Source organism: Neobacillus sp. GCM10023253, assembly GCF_042653105.1.
GTDB lineage: Bacteria > Bacillota > Bacilli > Bacillales > Cytobacillaceae > Neobacillus > Neobacillus citreus.
The window spans coordinates 646,935-664,358 of the sequence record NZ_JBHSHV010000003.1; the positions used below are offsets into that span (position 1 = coordinate 646,935).

General features: G+C 40.9%; 14 protein-coding genes. 12 read left to right on the forward strand and 2 right to left on the reverse strand.

Annotated features, from left to right (window positions below):
- The first annotated feature begins 9 nt into the window (after positions 1-9).
- From ACFPA1_RS03545 to kduD, 9 genes are all read left to right on the forward strand, one after another.
- Positions 10-1,125, forward strand: coding sequence for a M20 metallopeptidase family protein (locus ACFPA1_RS03545; protein WP_378581316.1), 1,116 nt, complete (start codon positions 10-12; stop codon positions 1,123-1,125).
- Between the two features lie 205 nt (positions 1,126-1,330).
- Positions 1,331-3,322: an alkyl/aryl-sulfatase gene (locus ACFPA1_RS03550; RefSeq protein ID WP_378581318.1), complete on the forward strand. Its 1,992-nt coding sequence runs from the start codon at positions 1,331-1,333 to the stop codon at positions 3,320-3,322.
- 326 nt (positions 3,323-3,648) lie between these two features.
- Positions 3,649-4,884, forward strand: coding sequence for an MFS transporter (locus tag ACFPA1_RS03555; protein ID WP_378581320.1), 1,236 nt, complete (start codon positions 3,649-3,651; stop codon positions 4,882-4,884).
- Between the two features lie 102 nt (positions 4,885-4,986).
- On the forward strand, positions 4,987-5,895 hold the full coding sequence (locus ACFPA1_RS03560) for a LysR family transcriptional regulator (RefSeq protein WP_378581322.1): 909 nt from the start codon (positions 4,987-4,989) through the stop codon (positions 5,893-5,895).
- Positions 5,896-6,054: 159 nt separating this feature from the next.
- Complete coding sequence (locus tag ACFPA1_RS03565; protein ID WP_378581324.1) at positions 6,055-7,227, forward strand: acyl-CoA dehydrogenase family protein; 1,173 nt, start codon at positions 6,055-6,057, stop codon at positions 7,225-7,227.
- Between the two features lie 28 nt (positions 7,228-7,255).
- Positions 7,256-8,827 (forward strand): class I adenylate-forming enzyme family protein, encoded by a 1,572-nt coding sequence (locus ACFPA1_RS03570; RefSeq protein WP_378581326.1) that lies wholly within the window; start codon positions 7,256-7,258, stop codon positions 8,825-8,827.
- Between the two features lie 62 nt (positions 8,828-8,889).
- The gene (locus tag ACFPA1_RS03575; protein ID WP_378581328.1) at positions 8,890-9,705 is read left to right on the forward strand and encodes a sulfite exporter TauE/SafE family protein; all 816 of its coding nucleotides are present in this window, start codon (positions 8,890-8,892) and stop codon (positions 9,703-9,705) included.
- 267 nt (positions 9,706-9,972) lie between these two features.
- The gene (gene kduI / locus ACFPA1_RS03580) at positions 9,973-10,803 is read left to right on the forward strand and encodes a 5-dehydro-4-deoxy-D-glucuronate isomerase (protein ID WP_378581330.1); all 831 of its coding nucleotides are present in this window, start codon (positions 9,973-9,975) and stop codon (positions 10,801-10,803) included.
- A 44-nt stretch (positions 10,804-10,847) separates the two neighbouring features.
- Positions 10,848-11,630, forward strand: coding sequence for a 2-dehydro-3-deoxy-D-gluconate 5-dehydrogenase KduD (gene kduD, locus ACFPA1_RS03585; RefSeq protein ID WP_213140561.1), 783 nt, complete (start codon positions 10,848-10,850; stop codon positions 11,628-11,630).
- Positions 11,631-11,675: 45 nt separating this feature from the next.
- Here kduD and ACFPA1_RS03590 read toward each other — a convergent pair whose 3' ends face one another.
- On the reverse strand, positions 11,676-12,941 hold the full coding sequence (locus tag ACFPA1_RS03590; protein ID WP_378581332.1) for an erythromycin esterase family protein: 1,266 nt from the start codon (positions 12,939-12,941) through the stop codon (positions 11,676-11,678).
- A 46-nt stretch (positions 12,942-12,987) separates the two neighbouring features.
- Positions 12,988-13,842, reverse strand: coding sequence for a chemotaxis protein (locus ACFPA1_RS03595; protein WP_378581334.1), 855 nt, complete (start codon positions 13,840-13,842; stop codon positions 12,988-12,990).
- A gap of 204 nt (positions 13,843-14,046) precedes the next feature.
- Between ACFPA1_RS03595 and ACFPA1_RS03600 the strand changes: the two genes are divergently transcribed.
- The 3 genes from ACFPA1_RS03600 (at position 14,047) to ACFPA1_RS03610 (ending at position 17,403) form a co-directional block, all read left to right on the forward strand.
- Positions 14,047-14,745 carry a pirin family protein gene (locus ACFPA1_RS03600; protein ID WP_213140558.1) on the forward strand — a complete coding sequence of 233 codons (699 nt, stop codon included), beginning with the start codon at positions 14,047-14,049 and terminating at the stop codon, positions 14,743-14,745.
- 115 nt (positions 14,746-14,860) lie between these two features.
- A complete protein-coding gene (locus ACFPA1_RS03605) occupies positions 14,861-16,198 on the forward strand; it encodes a hypothetical protein (protein ID WP_213140557.1) in 1,338 nt (445 codons plus the stop codon).
- Positions 16,199-16,293: 95 nt separating this feature from the next.
- Positions 16,294-17,403 (forward strand): mandelate racemase/muconate lactonizing enzyme family protein, encoded by a 1,110-nt coding sequence (locus tag ACFPA1_RS03610; RefSeq protein WP_213140556.1) that lies wholly within the window; start codon positions 16,294-16,296, stop codon positions 17,401-17,403.
- Positions 17,404-17,424 lie beyond the last annotated feature (21 nt).

Sequence of the window (17,424 nt, forward strand, 5' to 3'; positions counted from 1 at the left end):
AGAAACAGATTGGAAAAGAAAAACCTTGAATTGGCGGTGCAGCTTCGTCATGAACTACATGCACATCCTGAATTATCCAATTATGAAGAATGGACGAAACAACATTTAATTGATTTCCTACAAGCAAACACAAAGCTTGAAATCGTTGATCGGGGCCGTTGGTTCTATGCGATCTATCACTCTAATGTTGGTAAAAGAAACGTTGCCTTCCGTGCGGACTTTGATGCCCTCCCGATAGAGGAAACTATTAATCTTCCATACGGTTCGCAAATTCCTGGAGTGTCACACAAATGCGGGCATGACGGGCACTCCGCAACCCTTGCTGGATTTGCGTTGGAAATTGATCAGAAGGGCTGCGACAACAACGTTTACTTCTTATTCCAGCATGCGGAGGAAACAGGTGACGGTGCAGCAGAGTGTGCTGTTTTTATCGAGGAAAATAACATTGATGAAATTTTTGCTTGGCATAATATGAGCGGTTTTAAACACTATTCCGTATTAGTCATTGACGGAACAGCCCATTGTGCATCCAAGGGAATGAGCATACATATGGAGGGTGTACCTTCTCATGCCAGCGAACCGGAGAAGGGAATCAATCCATCCTTTGCGATTGCCAAGGTCATCGATGCCATTCCTGGATTCATTGATCCTGCTGTGAACAAAGGTATTGTTCTATGCACGATTGTCCAAGTGGATATCGGTGCCAAAGCGTTCGGTGTTAACGCCAGCAAAGGTGTGCTTAGAATGACAATCCGTGCCCTTTACGAAGAAGAAATGGATAAACTTCAGAAGAAGCTTGAGGACGTGGCGATTGCGGAAGCGGAGAAGTATGGTCTAAAGGTAAGCTTTGAATACCAAGATGAATTCCCGGAAACAGCGAATGACAAAGAAAGCTCCGATAAGATTCGTCAGGTTTGTAAAGATAAAGGATTCGATTTGATTGAGCTAGAGGAAGCGTTCCGCGGTTCCGAAGATTTTGGTCATTACACAAAACTCACAAAGGGAGCCTATACTTATATTGGCAACGGAGAAGATTATCCGAACCTGCACAGCTATGAGTATAACTTCCGTGATGATCTCATCGAGACAGGTGTAGAACTTTTCAAAGGTTTAGCGGATTTGTAAAATTTAACAAGAATAATTTAGAGGGTGTCCCAAATTTAAATAGTTTGGGCCCCTTTTTTAATTTTTATATAAACAAAACTGAAGTTACCATCAATAATAGTAAATTTACTTAAAAATATTTTAATTATAAAATGAATTTAGATAATTTCAAAAACTAAGGTAACAGCTAGAAGGAAGGATACTTTCAAGGGGAGGTTATAACAAATTGTCGAAAAAGTCGTTTATGAGAGGGACGGTATTGGTTCCAGTTGCTTTTATGTTATTGCTAGGTTCAACTAATACAAGTGCTGACACAAGTAAGCCGATGCCTGCATCTAGCACTACCATCCTGGCCAATAAGGCAGTGTACAACCAGTTGGATTTTTCAAACAGGCAAGATTTTGAAGATGCTCATAAAGGATTTATTGCGCCTTTACAAATGGATCCAATAAAGAATCCAGCTGGGAATGTGATCTGGGACAGCAATCAGTATTCATTTATAAAAGAGGATGTCCCGGCGGCACATACGGTTAACCCAAGTTTATGGAGACAAGCCCAATTACAAAATATTTCCGGCTTGTTTAAAGTCGTCGACGGAGTCTATCAAGTTCGTGGACAAGACTTATCTGTTCTTACCATTGTCGAGGGAAAAACAGGATTAATTGTTTTGGATACGCTCTCAACCGTGGAAACAGCTAAAGCGGCAATGGAACTTTATTTTCAACATCGTCCTAAAAAACCAGTAAGCGCTATTGTCATAAGTCATAGCCATGTTGACCACTTCGGAGGAATTAAAGGGGTAGCCCAATATGCTGCCGATCCAAAAAAAGTTCCCATTATTGTACCGGACGGATTCAATAAAGAGGCACTAAGTGAAAACGTTCTTTTAGGCACCATCATGTCCCGCCGGGCGGGGTATATGTTTGGTAATCTCTTGCCTGCCAATGAGCAAGGTTTTGTCACGTCCGGTATTGGACCAGGATTAAGCAACGGAACTTTTAGTTATATGCCACCAACCGCAGAAATAAAGGATCCTGTACAAACAATGGTAATAGACGGGATTACTTTTTCGTTTCTATTAACACCAAACACGGAAGCACCTGCTGAAATGCACTACTATATTAAAGATTATAAAACACTGGTGGTAGCAGAAAATACAGGACATACCTTGCACAATATCTACACGTTAAGAGGTGCCAAGACTAGGGATACTTTAAAATGGGTAGAGGCTCTTGATGCAACAATCGATCTATATGGTAGTGAAGATATCGACGTCATGGTGACCGCCCATTCCTGGCCAACATGGGGTAAAGATCGTGTGTTCGAACAACTTAAAAACCAGCGTGATTTGTATAAATACATTCATGACCAAACCATCCATATGGCGAATTTAGGCTACACCGCGGATGAAATTGCCGAAAAAATTAAGCTGCCAGAAAGCCTCGACAAGGTTTGGGCGAATCGTGGTTATTACGGGACGCTAAAGCATAATGTGAAGGCGGTTTATAACTATTATTTAGGCTATTTCAGCGGAAACCCTTCCGATTTGGACCCGTTGCCGCAGGAAGAAGCGGGGGCTAAATATGTTGAATACATGGGCGGCGAAAAAAATGTTCTTAAACAAGCAAAACATGATTATGCCAAAGGTGAATACCGCTGGGTGGCACAAGTGTTAAAGCATGTGGTGATGGCAGACCCCAATAATAAGGAAGCAAAGGATTTACTTGCCAAAGCATACGAACAGTTAGGATATATGGCAGAATCCTCTGTTTGGAGAAACTTTTACCTGACAGGGGCCCAGGAGCTAAGAAATGGAGTGGCAGAATCGAAAGGCTCAGGCGGCATGATGAATCTAGATACGCTTCTGAACATGCCGATGGATGATTTCCTAAACTTAGTCTCGATTAAGTTAAACGGAACGAAGGCAGAAGGCAAATATATGACTTTTAATGTGTCGTTCAGAGATTTAAAAACAAACTATACGATTACCTTAGGAAACTCTGTTGTCAATTATAAGAAAGGTCAAACGGCATCAGAGCCTGATGCCACGTTAGTAGTAGATCGAGTAACATTCTATCTAATCGCTCTAGGAAAAGAAGATTTGGATAAAATGGAGGCTTCCGGAAAGGTATCCGTTACTGGAAACAAGGGACAATTTAAAGAATTTTTATCTTTACTGGATAAATTTGATCCTAAGGTAAATATCGTGACACCATAAATATTTATATATGTGCCGGTTCCAAATCTATGCGGAACCGGCCTAACTCAAATTTGATTGAATGATTATCTATCAATTTAATTTATATCATCATAATAATTACTTAATTTTCTTAAATTTATTTTATGATAAAATTAATCCCAAGATTAAGAATATTTCCAACTATTAAACTGGCATAATCAATCAGACGTATCAACTTTGTTGAACTAGCTAGACATTATTTATAAATTGAAAACGCTTCCTATCGGCCTCGGTTTTAGTGAATTGTGGGCTGCAGGTTTGCTAATGTTGTATTTTAAACTGAACTTAAAATGGAGTGAGTGGAAATGGAGATGTATGCTAGTAAAAAACGGAAAATAATCATAAGCGGTCTTTTATTTGTAGGAATGGTTTTAAGCTTTTTTGACCGTGTCGCCATTAACGTTGCGGTAATCCCAATTGGCGATGAGTTTCACCTAAATACCTCTCAGACTGGTTTGTTGATCAGTATATTTTTCATCAGTTACTCGCTCATGCAGCCGCTTGGCGGATGGATGACGGACAAGTACGGTGCGAGAGTCATGATTACATTATCCCTGTTTGGCTGGTCTTTGTTTACCTTAATGACTGGATTCGCTTGGTCCTTTGTATCTTTATTATTCATTCGATTCATTTTCGGATTGGGAGAGGGCCCTTTTTATCCAGCCAGTATGTCAACCATCCGGGATAACTTTCCTCAAGAAGAACGCGGCCGGGCCAATTCCTTTTTCCTATCTGCGCAAAATATAGGCGGAATCCTAGGTACAGCCCTTGCTGCTGCGATGATCGCTTCGTTCGGATGGAGAGGCATGTTTTCGGTCGCAGGTATATTGGGCATGATTGTTGCTGTCGGTTTTTGGTTTATCTTAAAGCCTAAAGAAGCACACAAAACGAAAGTCACCCAAGTTCGAAAAAAGGTTCCTTTAAAGCTGTTATTAAAAATAGATAACATATGGAAACTCATCTCTTTTAAATTTTTATTTAATATTATTAACTATGGATTGATTACATGGATGCCAATCTACCTGGTAAAGGAAAAAGGAGTGGATATAGTTCACGCCGGCAGTTTACTGGCTCTCCCTTACATTCTTGGGTTCTTTATGTTTAATGTGAGCGGATTGGTATTGGATAAATGGATGGTCGGCCGTGAAAAATACTTGGCCGCTGCCGGTGCTCTTTTATGTGCGATTTTCCTATACTTTATGGCAAATGCTACGTCAGTCGCACAGTTTATTACGTATCTTACGTTAAATTCCATCGCCCTTTCTTTTTTCGGAACTGTTCTTTATACGATTATTATCAAATATTCACCAAAGGAACTTACCGGTTCGGTCTCTGGTGTTGTCACCTTTGCGGGTCAAATTGCCGGCGCGGTTTCTCCAACAGCAATTGGCTTGATCATTAGCTTATTTAAGGGCTCCTATAATGCGGCTTTCTGGTTTTTAGTCATTTCAGCGCTACTAGCTATGGTTATTGTCATTTCGATGAAAAATAATGCTTCACAATCATCAAAGGAATTTGAAAATGAAACGGCGGCTATTTAATTCTATTAAGCCAAATCCATCAGCTATGCTTAAACTCTTTGATTGAATGGGCTTACAATTCGCGGTATGATTCTAATATGAGAAATTGAAGGGGAATCATCCATGAATATTGAACAATTGGAATATATCATTAAAGTTGCCGAAACACGTTCGATTTCTACCGCCTCGGAAAGTCTTCATATTTCCCAGGCCGGTATCAGTATGGCGATTACGAGCCTTGAAAAAGAATTAGGAATCAAGATTTTCAAACGGTCGAGATTGGGGACGATTCCGACTGAGGAAGGCATGGACATCATTCAAAAAGCCTATGAGGTAATGAGTAAGCTTGAGGAAATGAAGGACAGTGCCCAAGCACATTCGGACACAATTGAAAAAGAATTGCGCCTATCCTCTACACAGGGCCTGTTTCTGACAGTCCTGCCCAAATCGTTGGCTTTATTTAAGAAAAAGTATCCCGAAGTAAGAATTGTCATTGATGAAAAAGGCGGCAAAGAAATTATCCACGATGTTCTGCAAAATAAAATAGACATTGGATTGTTAAATATGCCTAAAGAAAACCCTAAAGAGGACGAACTGGAGTTTTGCAAACTGATGGAAGCAAAGGTGGTTGTAACTGTAGGCAGGAACTCCCCCTTAGCCGGCAAAAAAAGTATCACACCACAAGAACTGCAGGATCAAACCCTGGTTTTTTACAATGGGCCTAATATGAAAGCTTATCTCGATGATTTTTTCGCAAAATATGGAGAACTAGATGTTTTGTTTTTAACCAATAATACAGAAGTGATTAAGAAAACAGTTGCGGAAGGCTTGGCGATTACCCTTTCTTATGAAATCGGGATCAACAGTGATCCGTATTACCTGAGCGGTGAGCTCGTTCCCATTCCATTGACGAATTTTCATCATGATTTAATGGAATTAGGATATGTGCGCTCAAAGAAACAGCACTTTTCCAAAGCAGTCAAAGAGTTTATTAAATGTCTTGAAGTATATACAACAACCTTAAAATATTAGTTTCCTATTAAAAAATAGGGAGCTATTTTTTTATATTTAATATAATTTTTATTTAAGTAAATATAATAAATGGTTATTTTACTTAAAAATAATTTATAAATATAATTAATTTAAGATTTAAAATATTTAATAAAATTTTTAATGAAAGAAGGGACGTTAATGCTAATGATGGTAGGAGATGACTTGAAATCGCTTTATGGGAAATTGCGCGATTTTATCCAAAATGAATTATTTCCATATGAGCAGGAGCAGCGCCTTAATGCGGAAGAAGACATCCCGATGGAGGCGATCAAGTGGGTCAGAAAAAGATCTAGAGAGTTAGGGTTCTATGGAATTAACCTGCCAAGGGAATATGGAGGACAGGAAATTAGTTTAAAAGGACTTTGCATGTTAAAGGAAGAATTAGCTCGTTCCGGGGCAGTCTTATGGGGACAGGTGCTCGGAGAAATCGGCGGACCGCTCCGAATCGGCCAGATGCTCGAAAGCTTTACAAAAGAGCAAATTGAAAAATACGTCATCCCGGTAGTTGCCGGAGATATCGGATGCTGTTTCGCACTGACAGAACCTAATGCCGGTTCAGATGCGTTTGCCATTGAAACAACGGCAGTTAAAGACGGAGATGACTACATATTAACAGGGAAAAAGCATTTTATCAGTGCTGCCCCATATGCTGATTTTGCGATTGTCATAGCAAAAGAATTAGTAGAAGACGAGAAACCTAGAATTACAGCTTTCCTAGTTGATAAAAAGACACCGCTTAATGACGGTTTTGAACTCGGAAACATCCAAGTCCCGATTTCAGGAGAACGAATTCATGCTGAATTACTTTTCAATCAGTGTCGGGTGCCTGCCTCGAATATTATCGGTGCACCTGGAAGAGGCTTGTTGCTAGGCTTAAAGAGAATCAATACGAATCGCGCCTCTCATGCTGCCAGTTTCGTAGGAATGGCTCAGCACCTTCTTGATTTAGCAGTGGAACAGGCCAAAAAGAGGGTTCAATTCGGCCGCCCAATTAGTGAATTTCAGGCAATCCAGCACATGTTGGCGGAAATGGCCACGGAAATCTATGCGGCAAGAAGTATGGTTTACGATGTAGTTGAAAAAATCGACCGGGGGGAAGAAGAGCGGGCAGGGGCTTCCATGGCAAAGCTGTTTGCATCAGAAGTAAACAACCGTGTCGCCGATAAGGCCATCCAAATATTCGGCTCCCAAGGCTTGGTGAAAGGGCACCCGGTTGAAAAAATGTACAGAAGCTCGCGGATGTACCGGATCCTGACCGGAACTTCGGAAATTCAAAAAAATACAATTGCCAAGGAACTTTTGAAGGATTAATTCAATTTTTAAGGAGGGACCACTTATTATGCAGCAGACGACTTTTCAGGCATTGCTCCTTAAGGGATTAAGGAGATTCGCAGAACTCCCAGCAGTCACCCTACTGCCGTCTGAGGAAACGATAACCTATCGGGAACTGTTAGAAAAAATAGAGCTTGTATCAACCTATCTACACAATTTAGGTGCCAGAAGGGGGACCCATATCGCTACCCTTATTTCCAATAGCTTAGAAGCGGTTATCTTTGGGCTTGCTGTCCAGCGGCTTGGCGCAACCTTAGTCCCGCTCGGCGAAAAGCTGGGAACAAGGGAAGTTGGCTTTATTTTGCGGGAAGCAAAACCGAAATTAGTGATCATGGCAACAAAGCCTCATGTTACGACCATTCTCGAATACTTGGAGGAGGCAAATGATCCGAATGTTCATGTGATTGGGCTTCCAGGTTTTGGTGTCGACTATCCAGAAAAATATATGAAATTCGAATGGCCTGTGGAAAAAAAGGATTTGGATTTCCATGTATCGGCAGGGGAAGATATCGCGCTTCTTTCTTACACTGGCGGGACAACAGGTACACCGAAGGGCGTTATGCATTCCCAGGCAGGTTTGGCTGCGGGCATCCTTTCTGCTGCGATGGAGGATCCAATAGATGACCGTGACCGGTTGCTGTTAAGTACACCAATCGTTCATGCGGGCGGCTCCCTGCTGTGGAGAGCCCTGATTTCCGGGGTCCATGTTTATGTCATGCGTGCTTTTGATGCAGAACATTTTATCAAGGCCATTAAAAGATATCAGATTACTACTACATTTGTGGTCCCGACCATGCTGTACAGACTTCTCGACCAGGTGAAAACCATGGAATATGATGTCAGTTCCATGCGCAATATCTTTTATGGTGCTTCACCCATTTCACCCAAGCGACTTAAGGAAGCCTTCGAAGTGTTTGGGCCGATTATGCGCCAGCAATACGGTATGACAGAGTGTAATATCGTTATTTCCAGATTATCGAAAAGCGCTCATGTTTGGGCTTATCACCATAACCAGGAAGTTTTGAAAAGCTGCGGCAAACCGTGCTTGTTTACTGAAGTTCGAGTAATTGACGATAACGGCCATGATGTGGGACAAAACGAGATGGGAGAGATTATTGTAAAATCACCTTCCATGCTGGTAGGCTACTACCAAAGGCCGGAGCAGACCCAGGAAGCCATTCGTGATGGCTGGTTCTACACGGGAGATATCGGCAAGTGGGATGAAAATGGATACCTTTATATTGTCGACCGGAAGAAGGATATGATCATTTCCGGGGGCATGAATGTCTATTCCTCAGAAGTTGAACGGGTCGTCAATCAGCATCCGGCAGTAGCCATGAGTGCGTGTATTGGTGTTCCCCATCAGGATTGGGGTGAAGCGGTCTGTGTCATTGTGTCACCAAGAGCAGGAAGCAGCTGTAAAGAGGAGGATATTATTCAGTTCTGTAAGGAGCGCACTTCAAAGTATATGGTGCCGAAAGTGGTTTATCTCCAGGAGCAGTTCCCACTTACGCCAATTGGAAAGATTGATAAGAAAGAATTGAAGAAAATGTATGCCCAAGGTTTACTAACCATTTAAATAGTATGAAAACTGGGAATATGTTATTATTCCCAGTTTTCGTTCTTAAAGGAGGCATAAATATGGATATCTCAACAGGCCTGCTGCTTCTCTTAATTGGAATCATCGCTGGAGGATACGGAACCATTGTTGGGGCCGGCGGAGGATTTATTTTTGTCCCGGTGCTATTAATGTTTTTCCATTTAAAACCAGAGGTTGCAGCTGGTTCAGGTTTGGTAATTGTCCTAATCAATGCGATATCCGGCGTTGTAGGGTATGCCAGAAAAGGACAGATAAATTATCGGATGGGAATGACACTTGCATTTGCAGCATTACCTGGTTCATTTATCGGTTTTTGGCTGCTGCAATTATACTCTTCGAACTTTTTCTATATTCTTTTTGCGAGTATTCTAGTTTGTCTGGGCATATTTTTAATGATGAAAAATTCCTCGGTTCCATTAAAGAGAAAACTAGCTATTTCAGAGGGAGAAAGGGATGGTCTTTCTTTACATAAAGCTGAGATTCAATCAGTAGATATTCCTCTTGTTCAGTCAAAATGGCTGCTTCCTTTAGGTTTCATAATGGGGATTCTCTCAAGCTATTTGGGAATTGGCGGGGGCTGGCTGCTGGTTCCGATTTTAATTTATCTGTTTCATGTATCTACTCACCAGGCAACAGCAACATCCATCTTTTCCTTATGCATATACTCATCAGCAGGCGTTCTTCTTCATCTTTATTATGGCAGTTTTGATTGGATGACGATCATCTGGGGAGGATTGGGCGTTATGGTCGGTGCTCAGCTTGGGGTAATTTTGTCACAAAAAATACCAGGTAAAGTGGTCCTTCAAATGTTATCCGTATTGCTTATCATCATTGGATTCCGAATGTACTTAAACTAATTTGGAAATCAAACTTTAGGAGCTGTCAAATTTTTTGGTGGCTTCTTTTTTGTTTTACAAGGAATTCTATTGACATAATCGAAAAATGTTAACGTTAACAATAATGGTTTACATATATTACTAGTTTTGATAGACTATAGATAAACGGTAAATGTTAACGTTTGCAAAGTAACTTGACAGTAGGAAGAATCCACGTTTGACAAAACCTGCCGGTAAATGGCCGGCAGGTTTTGAAACAATAAATTTTTCATGAAGGAGTAATGAATAATGGAAACTCGTTATGCAATTCACCCCGAGGATATGAAGAAATACACAACGGAAGAATTAAGAAGGGAGTTTTTAGTGGAAACCCTATTTGAGCTTGGGCAGGTCCACTTAACCTATACACATAATGACCGGATGATTTTTGGAGGGGTCACTCCTGCTGAGCAAGAATTGACAATCAAATTGGATAAAGAGCTTGGCGTGGAGTATTTCCTTGAACGCCGTGAGCTGGGAATTATCAACATCGGCGGCGATGGTGCGGTTATTCTGGATGGCGTGGAATATGAGATGCAGGGAAGAGATGGCCTGTATGTCGGCAAGGGAACAAAGGAAGTCCTGTTCCGTTCCAATGATGCAAACAATCCGGCCAAATTCTATATCAACTCGACTCCAGCACATCTTACCTATCCTACAGTCAAAATTGATATTAACAAGATTGTTCCCCTTGAAATGGGCGAGCCGGGCACATTAAATGAACGGAAAATTTACCAGTATGTCCACCCGAATGTTTGTGAATCATGCCAGCTGCAAATGGGATTGACGATGCTTGCGCCGGGCAGTGTTTGGAATACCATGCCATGCCACACCCATGAACGGAGAATGGAAGTCTACCTGTACTTTGATATGGAATCTGAAACACGTGTTTTCCACTTTATGGGTAAACCGGATGAAACAAGACACTTAGTGTTGAAAAACGAGCAGGCGGCCATTTCTCCTAGCTGGTCTATTCATACAGGTACAGCCACAAGTAACTATACATTTATTTGGGGGATGTGCGGTGAAAATATCACCTACACTGATATGGATTTTGTGAAAATGGAAGATTTGCGCTAGTTTTTACGGCAGTATGAAAATATAAAAAAGCGGAGGCTAATGACATGACGAATAATCTAAGATCCTTTTCCCTTGATTTTTTCAATCTAGCAGGAAAAGTCGCCATCGTTACAGGGGGCAACAAGGGACTTGGTCAGGCATACGCCGTTGCCCTTGCAAAAGCCGGGGCAGATCTTTTTGTGGTGTCCCGCAGTGAGGATTGGAATGAAACAAAGAAGCTAATCGAAGAAACTGGACAGCGTGCGGTCTTTTTCCAGGCGGACTTAAGCGACAGGGCAAAGGTTAAGCAGGCAGCTGCAGAATGTATGAATGAATATGGCAGGATTGATATTCTGGTGAATAACGCCGGTACTATCCGCCGTGCTCCTATCCTCGAGTATAAGGAAGAGGATTGGGATGCCGTAATGGAAATCAATCTTAATTCCATCTACCTGCTTAGTCAGGAAGTGGCAAAGGTCATGGTGAAGCAAAGATCCGGAAAGATTATCAATATTGCCTCCATGCTGTCATTCCAGGGAGGCAAGTTCGTTCCTCCTTATACAGCCAGCAAACATGCTGTTGCCGGTCTGACGAAGGCGTTTGCCAACGAACTTGCAGAATATAATATTCAAATTAATGCGATTGCACCAGGATATATTGCGACAGACAACACAGCGCCAATTCGGGCGGATGAAAAACGCAACGCCGAGATTCTCTCCCGCATCCCGGCCGCACGTTGGGCAGACCCATCTGACTTGATGGGCGTAGTAGTATTCCTTGCAAGTGACGCCTCTAATTATATGAATGGCCATATCCTGGCGATTGATGGCGGCTGGTTAGCAAGATAATATCGAGACTATATAAAGAGCCGCTCAGTTGTGAGCGGCTTTTTATTATACAAACACTGTTTCGACCGCGAGCGGCTCAAGTGCGGTTGTAGAATCTATATAGATAAAGGCGTCATATCGTTCCGCTATTACTGATGGTACATAGTTTCCAAAGTGTTCATACCTGGGATCGTAAACAACTCCGATTGCACGGTGGCCAATCCTGCTGGAAAAATGCTGCCGAATGGTTTCGTTGAAAAGAATCAGCTTGTCGTGATTTCCGGCTTCGTGCATCAGGTCCTCCCAGCTACCTTTTTGGGCGGGAGGAACAATCATTCTTTTAAAATCTACACCCCATGAATCTGCTGCAATAACGGTCCCGCGATGGGTGCCAAATCCGACAATATAGACATTTTCCTGTCCTTCCTGTTCCCTTAATAGCTGCCCAACATTCACAAGTCCTTCATCCGCCATGTCCGTCGCTCGTGCGTCACCGACATGGGTATTGTGCTCCCAAATGATGCCTTTTGCGTTTTTACCATTATAGGAACCGATTTTGGTAATGACCTCCACCATATGCCTGTCGCGGATATTCCAAGACTCATTATCATTTACGACCATCGTCCGGTAATAGTTTTCGGCGTTAGCTGTGACGATTGCGTTAACTTCCAGGTTTAATTGGCCTTCTTCGGAGCTTGAATATTTCTTTTTGTTTGTCACAATATCTGTCAGAAGGTTAATGACCTCATCATGGCAGTCTTCTGCATAAAAGGAAGCCGATACCCCGTACATTTGCCCCTCGCGATTAAAGGGTTCAAAGCAGGCGAATGCCTTTTTTGCTGCTTCGACGCTTGAAGGATTTGTTTTTTCAAGATATTTAATGATTTCGTCCATTGATTCCCATAAGCTATAAACATCGACTCCATAAAAGCCAATCCGTCGGTCTGTTGGCAGGTTATGATTGTAGTCCTTTAACCATTCAATCAACCTAATAATTTCTTCATTTGCCCACATCCATGTCGGCCAGCGGTTAAACGCGGCTAATACCTCGCGGGCATTGGTATATTCGTTATCGTAACCTTTGATATAGCGGTTAACCTGTTGGCAGGCCGGCCAATCACCTTCAACTGCAATAAAAGTGAATCCTTTTTCTTGGATTAACTTTTTTGTAAGCTCCGCCCGAATCTTATAGAATTCAGAAGTCCCGTGTGAGGATTCTCCTAATAATACATATTTCTGGTGATTGATTTCCTCTATTAAAGGCTGGAAGTCATTCACCTCTTTTAGTGGAATGGTGTGATTTTTAATGGCTTGAATTTGGTTTTCATTCATGATTTCATACTCCAGTTGCTTTTTGTAAGAAGCATTTTTATTTTTTTCAGTTTGGTTTATTTATATGCCTCCACGTCCGAACCAACCCATCCGCAATCCCTTCAATTACATCCTTGTCTCTAAAATAACTCATATGGCACAAAGGGTTCCAGCTTGTTAAAATATTTCCTACGTTTACCTGCCTATCCTCAGTAACCGCATTTTTATAAATGTCATTGATCGGCCGTAATGGATAGCCTAGAATATCGTCTTTATCATAAAAATTGATCCATTCACCGTTTAAGCCGGCATAGAATTCCTTCAGTTTGGGCGAAGGGATTTTGATGGGCTGGTCAAAGTTAAAATAACGCAGACTCCATAATGGAAGGGTCGTTCCTAAGGTATAAAAAAGGGTAATAGTGTCCCCATTTTCTAAAGGTGAAAATTGACTCCCATCTACAGTGCCGTCATTTTCTTTATACTGCAAATCATAGAAATAATTACTCGTGATGACCGACCCTAAACTATGGGAAATCACGCATAATGGGGCATTCCCGCCGGCATTATTAGCAAGCTCACGAAGATTTTCGGCAATTTTTTCATGGACTCTTTCGTAATTATGCTTTGCTGACTCCACAGGCTGATAGGCGATGACATCTCCCATATAATGAATAAGAAAATGACGAAGTTTTTGATAATCCAACTTGTGGTTCAAAACGATTTTCTCATAAAGTTCTTCCTCTCTGTCCTCTAATACCTCTGACCATTGAATGGGCTGGAATATCAGCTGGGAAGAAGGGTCTGTGACCAAATTTCCTATTTTCTTGGCAAAATTCTTTTTTAGCATGCCAATCATGCCTGAAGCAAAGTCCTTGTCTTGTCTGCCAATCCCATGAATAATGGCAACAGCTATTTTTTTCACGAAAGTCCACACCCCTTTAATGAAGGTTATAAGACAATATATTTAGTTTTTTTCAAAATAAGAAGGCCTTTATAACCGTTCATTTTAAATCAAGTGGGGATTTTGGCGAGTTTGACAAACACAAGGAAAAGTACTAGAATTATCTCGAATTCGAAATGATTTAAATTGAGGTTTTAATAGAGGCAATGAAGGAGGACCAATGACATGCTCAGAAAATTAGATAACGAAAAAATGGGACGAAGTAATTTAGGCTGGCTAAATAGTATTTTCCATTTCTCATTTGCAGAGTACTATAATCCGAAAAATATCCATTTCGGGCAGTTGAGAGTCATCAATGACGATTTGGTCGCACCCGGTACTGGATTTAATCTTCATCCCCATAAAGAAATGGAGATTGTTTCTTATGTGGTGAATGGAGATCTTACACATGGAGACAGTATGGGAAACAAAAATACGGTTACACGCGGCCATGTCCAATATATGAGTGCGGGGACAGGTGTCTTCCATAGCGAGCATAATCTTGGCAGCGAGACATTACGATTTTTGCAAATCTGGATTCTCCCAGATAGGGCGGGGTATGAGCCGAATTATGGTGATTACCGATTTAATTGGGAAGATCGGCACAACCAGTGGCTTCATATGGTTTCAAGTAAGGAAGGGGACGCCCCAATCAAAATAAACCAGGATGCAAACATCTATTCATTGGAACTTGAAGCAGGCAAAGAAATCAGTTTTCCAGTTAGTGCAGGAAGACAAGCCTATTTGGTGCAAATCGAAGGAAGTTCAACAATCAATGATCTTTCTTTAAATACGAGAGATGCCATGGAAATTGTTGAGGAAGATATTCAAATTAAAGCAAATGAAACATCCCATCTATTATTGATTGAGATGAAAAAAGACTGAGTCTGCTCAGTCTTTTTTCATTGGCATTGGCAAAACTATTTAATATGTAAATACTTGGTTACACTTTTCTTGTTACATGATATACTCGAAATTAAATAAATTAGGAAGGAGTGTTATGTTGGACGTTATTGGTGTAATTGGTTCAAATTTATTTATTGATGCTATTTCCGAATTCTACGACTTATTTCCTGATGTCGAATTTATCAACTACACGTATGACTCTCCGTGGGAAATCGATCATTTGATTGAAAAGGCGGGGATAGAGACTGATATCTTGCTATTATCAGGAGTTATTGCCTATTATTACGGACAGGAAAAAATAAACGAATCTCGGATATTGGCAACGTACTCTACATTTAACGAGTTTATGGTTTCCTTATCCTTATTTTCGGTTTACCTTCATGAGAAAATTTCGCTTGAAAAGATTTCAATTGACTTGCCCAAAAAGGACTTCCTGGACAATGTCTTAAAAGAAATAAAGATTTCAAATGGTCCTCTTTATGTAAAGGATTACCCGTGGATCTATCAGTTAGAAAAAGAGAAGTCTGCTTTTGATATTTCACAGTTTGTCCGGTTTCACAAAGACCTTTATTTTGCAAAAAAAACACAGTTTGCTTTAACAAGTATACATGCTGTTTATAAAGAGCTTCAGAATTTCGGTGTTCCGACCATTAATATGGTCCAGCCCAAGCAAGCCTTAAAAGAGAGTCTGGAAAAAGCCATTACATTGACTAAACTGAAGAAAACCAAGGATTCGCAAATTGCTGTCATTTCATTGAAAGTAAATCAGCCAGACCCTCAGGATGATCAGGTATTCCGGCTCCAAATGCTGCAATATTTAAACGAAATGGCACGACAATTAAATGCAAAGGTTTCATTAGATCACTATCAGCCGTTTCTTATTTATACTAATCGAGGATCCTTAGAGGAAGTTCAGAAGGAACATTTGCAAAAAGTTTTTGAACTAGAAGAGAAAATTAAATCCTCAATGCAAATTGGTATCGGCTATGGTTATACCATGAAAGATGCGGAAAACCATGCAAAAGGGGCATTATACTTTACTGAAAAACATTCAACAGAAAAGACAACTATTTTCCTGCTGGACGAAGACAAAAAATTAATAGGTCCCTTATTTGAAAATGAAAAACAATATATTTTAAAAAATGAAGATCACGATATTCAATTATTAGCCGATGAGCTTAAAATGACCTCTAAAAATTTGCTAAGGTTTTTTGATTTTATTAGGCTTAACCAATTTCGTTCATTTTCAGCGCAGGAATTGGCCGATTACTTAGCGGTAAGCAGGCGTTCAGCAGAGAGGTTTATAAAAAGATTTCTTGATCATGATTTTATACACATTACAGGGGAGGAGCAGCCATATGATCAAGGCCGTCCGCGTGCGCTTTATAACATCTCTGAGAAACTAAAAAACTATTTTATATTAAACCAATAAAACGATTGATTTTTAGGATTTTTCAGTATATTATAAAAACATCCAATTAGCGACAGTGAAACGACACTTGTCGCTAACGTGAAGGGGAGATCAACATGAAAATCATTAAAGCAGACATCATTGGCATTCACCTGCCTTTAGAAACACCTTTTATTATTTCATATGAAACTTATGACTATATGCCTTCTGTCATTGTAAAGCTGGAAACGGATGATGGTTTAACAGGATATGGGGAAGGAGTTCCTGATGAGCATGTGACAGGGGAATCTTTCTTTAGCGCAATTGAGGTATTAAAGCACCAATTATTGCCTGCTGTGATGGGGGAGAACCCATTTGAAATTGAAAAAATTCACCATATTATGGACAGTCGCATCTATGCCAACCCGGCAGCCAAGGCAGCAGTTGATATAGCTTGTTATGATCTGATGGGGAAGTATTTAGCGAAGCCGGTTTATGATCTTATTGGCGGAAAATACCATGACGAGCTTACTTTTCCTAAAGTGTTAAGTATCGAGGAGCCAGAGGTAATGGCGGAAAAAGCAAAACTAGCCGTCGAAAGAGGATACCGCTCCTTAAAATTAAAGGTTGGAACGGAGGCTTTTAAAGATGTTGAACGAATAAAGGCTGTCCGTAAAGCAGTTGGATACGGCGTCCCAATTCGTGTTGATGTTAATCAGGGCTGGAATGATTATGCGACAGCAGCTCAAGTCCTGCCATTACTTGACCCGCTTCGTATTTCATGGCTGGAGCAGCCGATTAAAATGGGAGATTTTGATGGGCTCGCGGAATTGCGAAAGAAAACGGTTATTCCGATTATGGCTGATGAGACAGTTCATGGCGGTTCAGATGTGATCGAAATTATTAAAAAAGGTGCTGCAGATAAAATCAATATTAAATTAATGAAAACAGGCGGGATCTATCCAGCCATTCATATTGCAAAAACCGCAGAATCTGCAGGAATCTCCTGCCAGATTGGTTCGATGGTCGAATCCTCTATCGGTTCTGCGGCCGGCTATCATACCGCCATTGCCAGAAAAAATATTACCAGTACAGAATTAACCGGGCCATTACTTTTTAGTAAGGACATTGGCAACCTGGAATATCAAATCCCATTCGTTCATTTAAGTGGCAAACCGGGACTGGGCATCGAAGTTAATGAGAATACGCTCCAGGAATTAATGATTAAAAAAGAGACGGTATCTTAATTTTAAAACTAATATAAAGGA

What these genes read in the sequence shown, in the direction of transcription:
- ACFPA1_RS03600 (WP_213140558.1), top strand. Translation starts at nt 14,047, where the DNA reads ATGCTCAGAAAATTAGATAACGAAAAAATGGGACGAAGTAATTTAGGC.
- kduD (WP_213140561.1), top strand. Translation starts at nt 10,848, where the DNA reads ATGACGAATAATCTAAGATCCTTTTCCCTTGATTTTTTCAATCTAGCA.
- ACFPA1_RS03560 (WP_378581322.1), top strand. Translation starts at nt 4,987, where the DNA reads ATGAATATTGAACAATTGGAATATATCATTAAAGTTGCCGAAACACGT.
- ACFPA1_RS03590 (WP_378581332.1), bottom strand. Translation starts at nt 12,941, where the DNA reads ATGAATGAAAACCAAATTCAAGCCATTAAAAATCACACCATTCCACTA.
- kduI (WP_378581330.1), top strand. Translation starts at nt 9,973, where the DNA reads ATGGAAACTCGTTATGCAATTCACCCCGAGGATATGAAGAAATACACA.
- ACFPA1_RS03570 (WP_378581326.1), top strand. Translation starts at nt 7,256, where the DNA reads ATGCAGCAGACGACTTTTCAGGCATTGCTCCTTAAGGGATTAAGGAGA.
- ACFPA1_RS03605 (WP_213140557.1), top strand. Translation starts at nt 14,861, where the DNA reads ATGTTGGACGTTATTGGTGTAATTGGTTCAAATTTATTTATTGATGCT.
- ACFPA1_RS03565 (WP_378581324.1), top strand. Translation starts at nt 6,055, where the DNA reads ATGCTAATGATGGTAGGAGATGACTTGAAATCGCTTTATGGGAAATTG.
- ACFPA1_RS03575 (WP_378581328.1), top strand. Translation starts at nt 8,890, where the DNA reads ATGGATATCTCAACAGGCCTGCTGCTTCTCTTAATTGGAATCATCGCT.
- ACFPA1_RS03555 (WP_378581320.1), top strand. Translation starts at nt 3,649, where the DNA reads ATGGAGATGTATGCTAGTAAAAAACGGAAAATAATCATAAGCGGTCTT.
- ACFPA1_RS03610 (WP_213140556.1), top strand. Translation starts at nt 16,294, where the DNA reads ATGAAAATCATTAAAGCAGACATCATTGGCATTCACCTGCCTTTAGAA.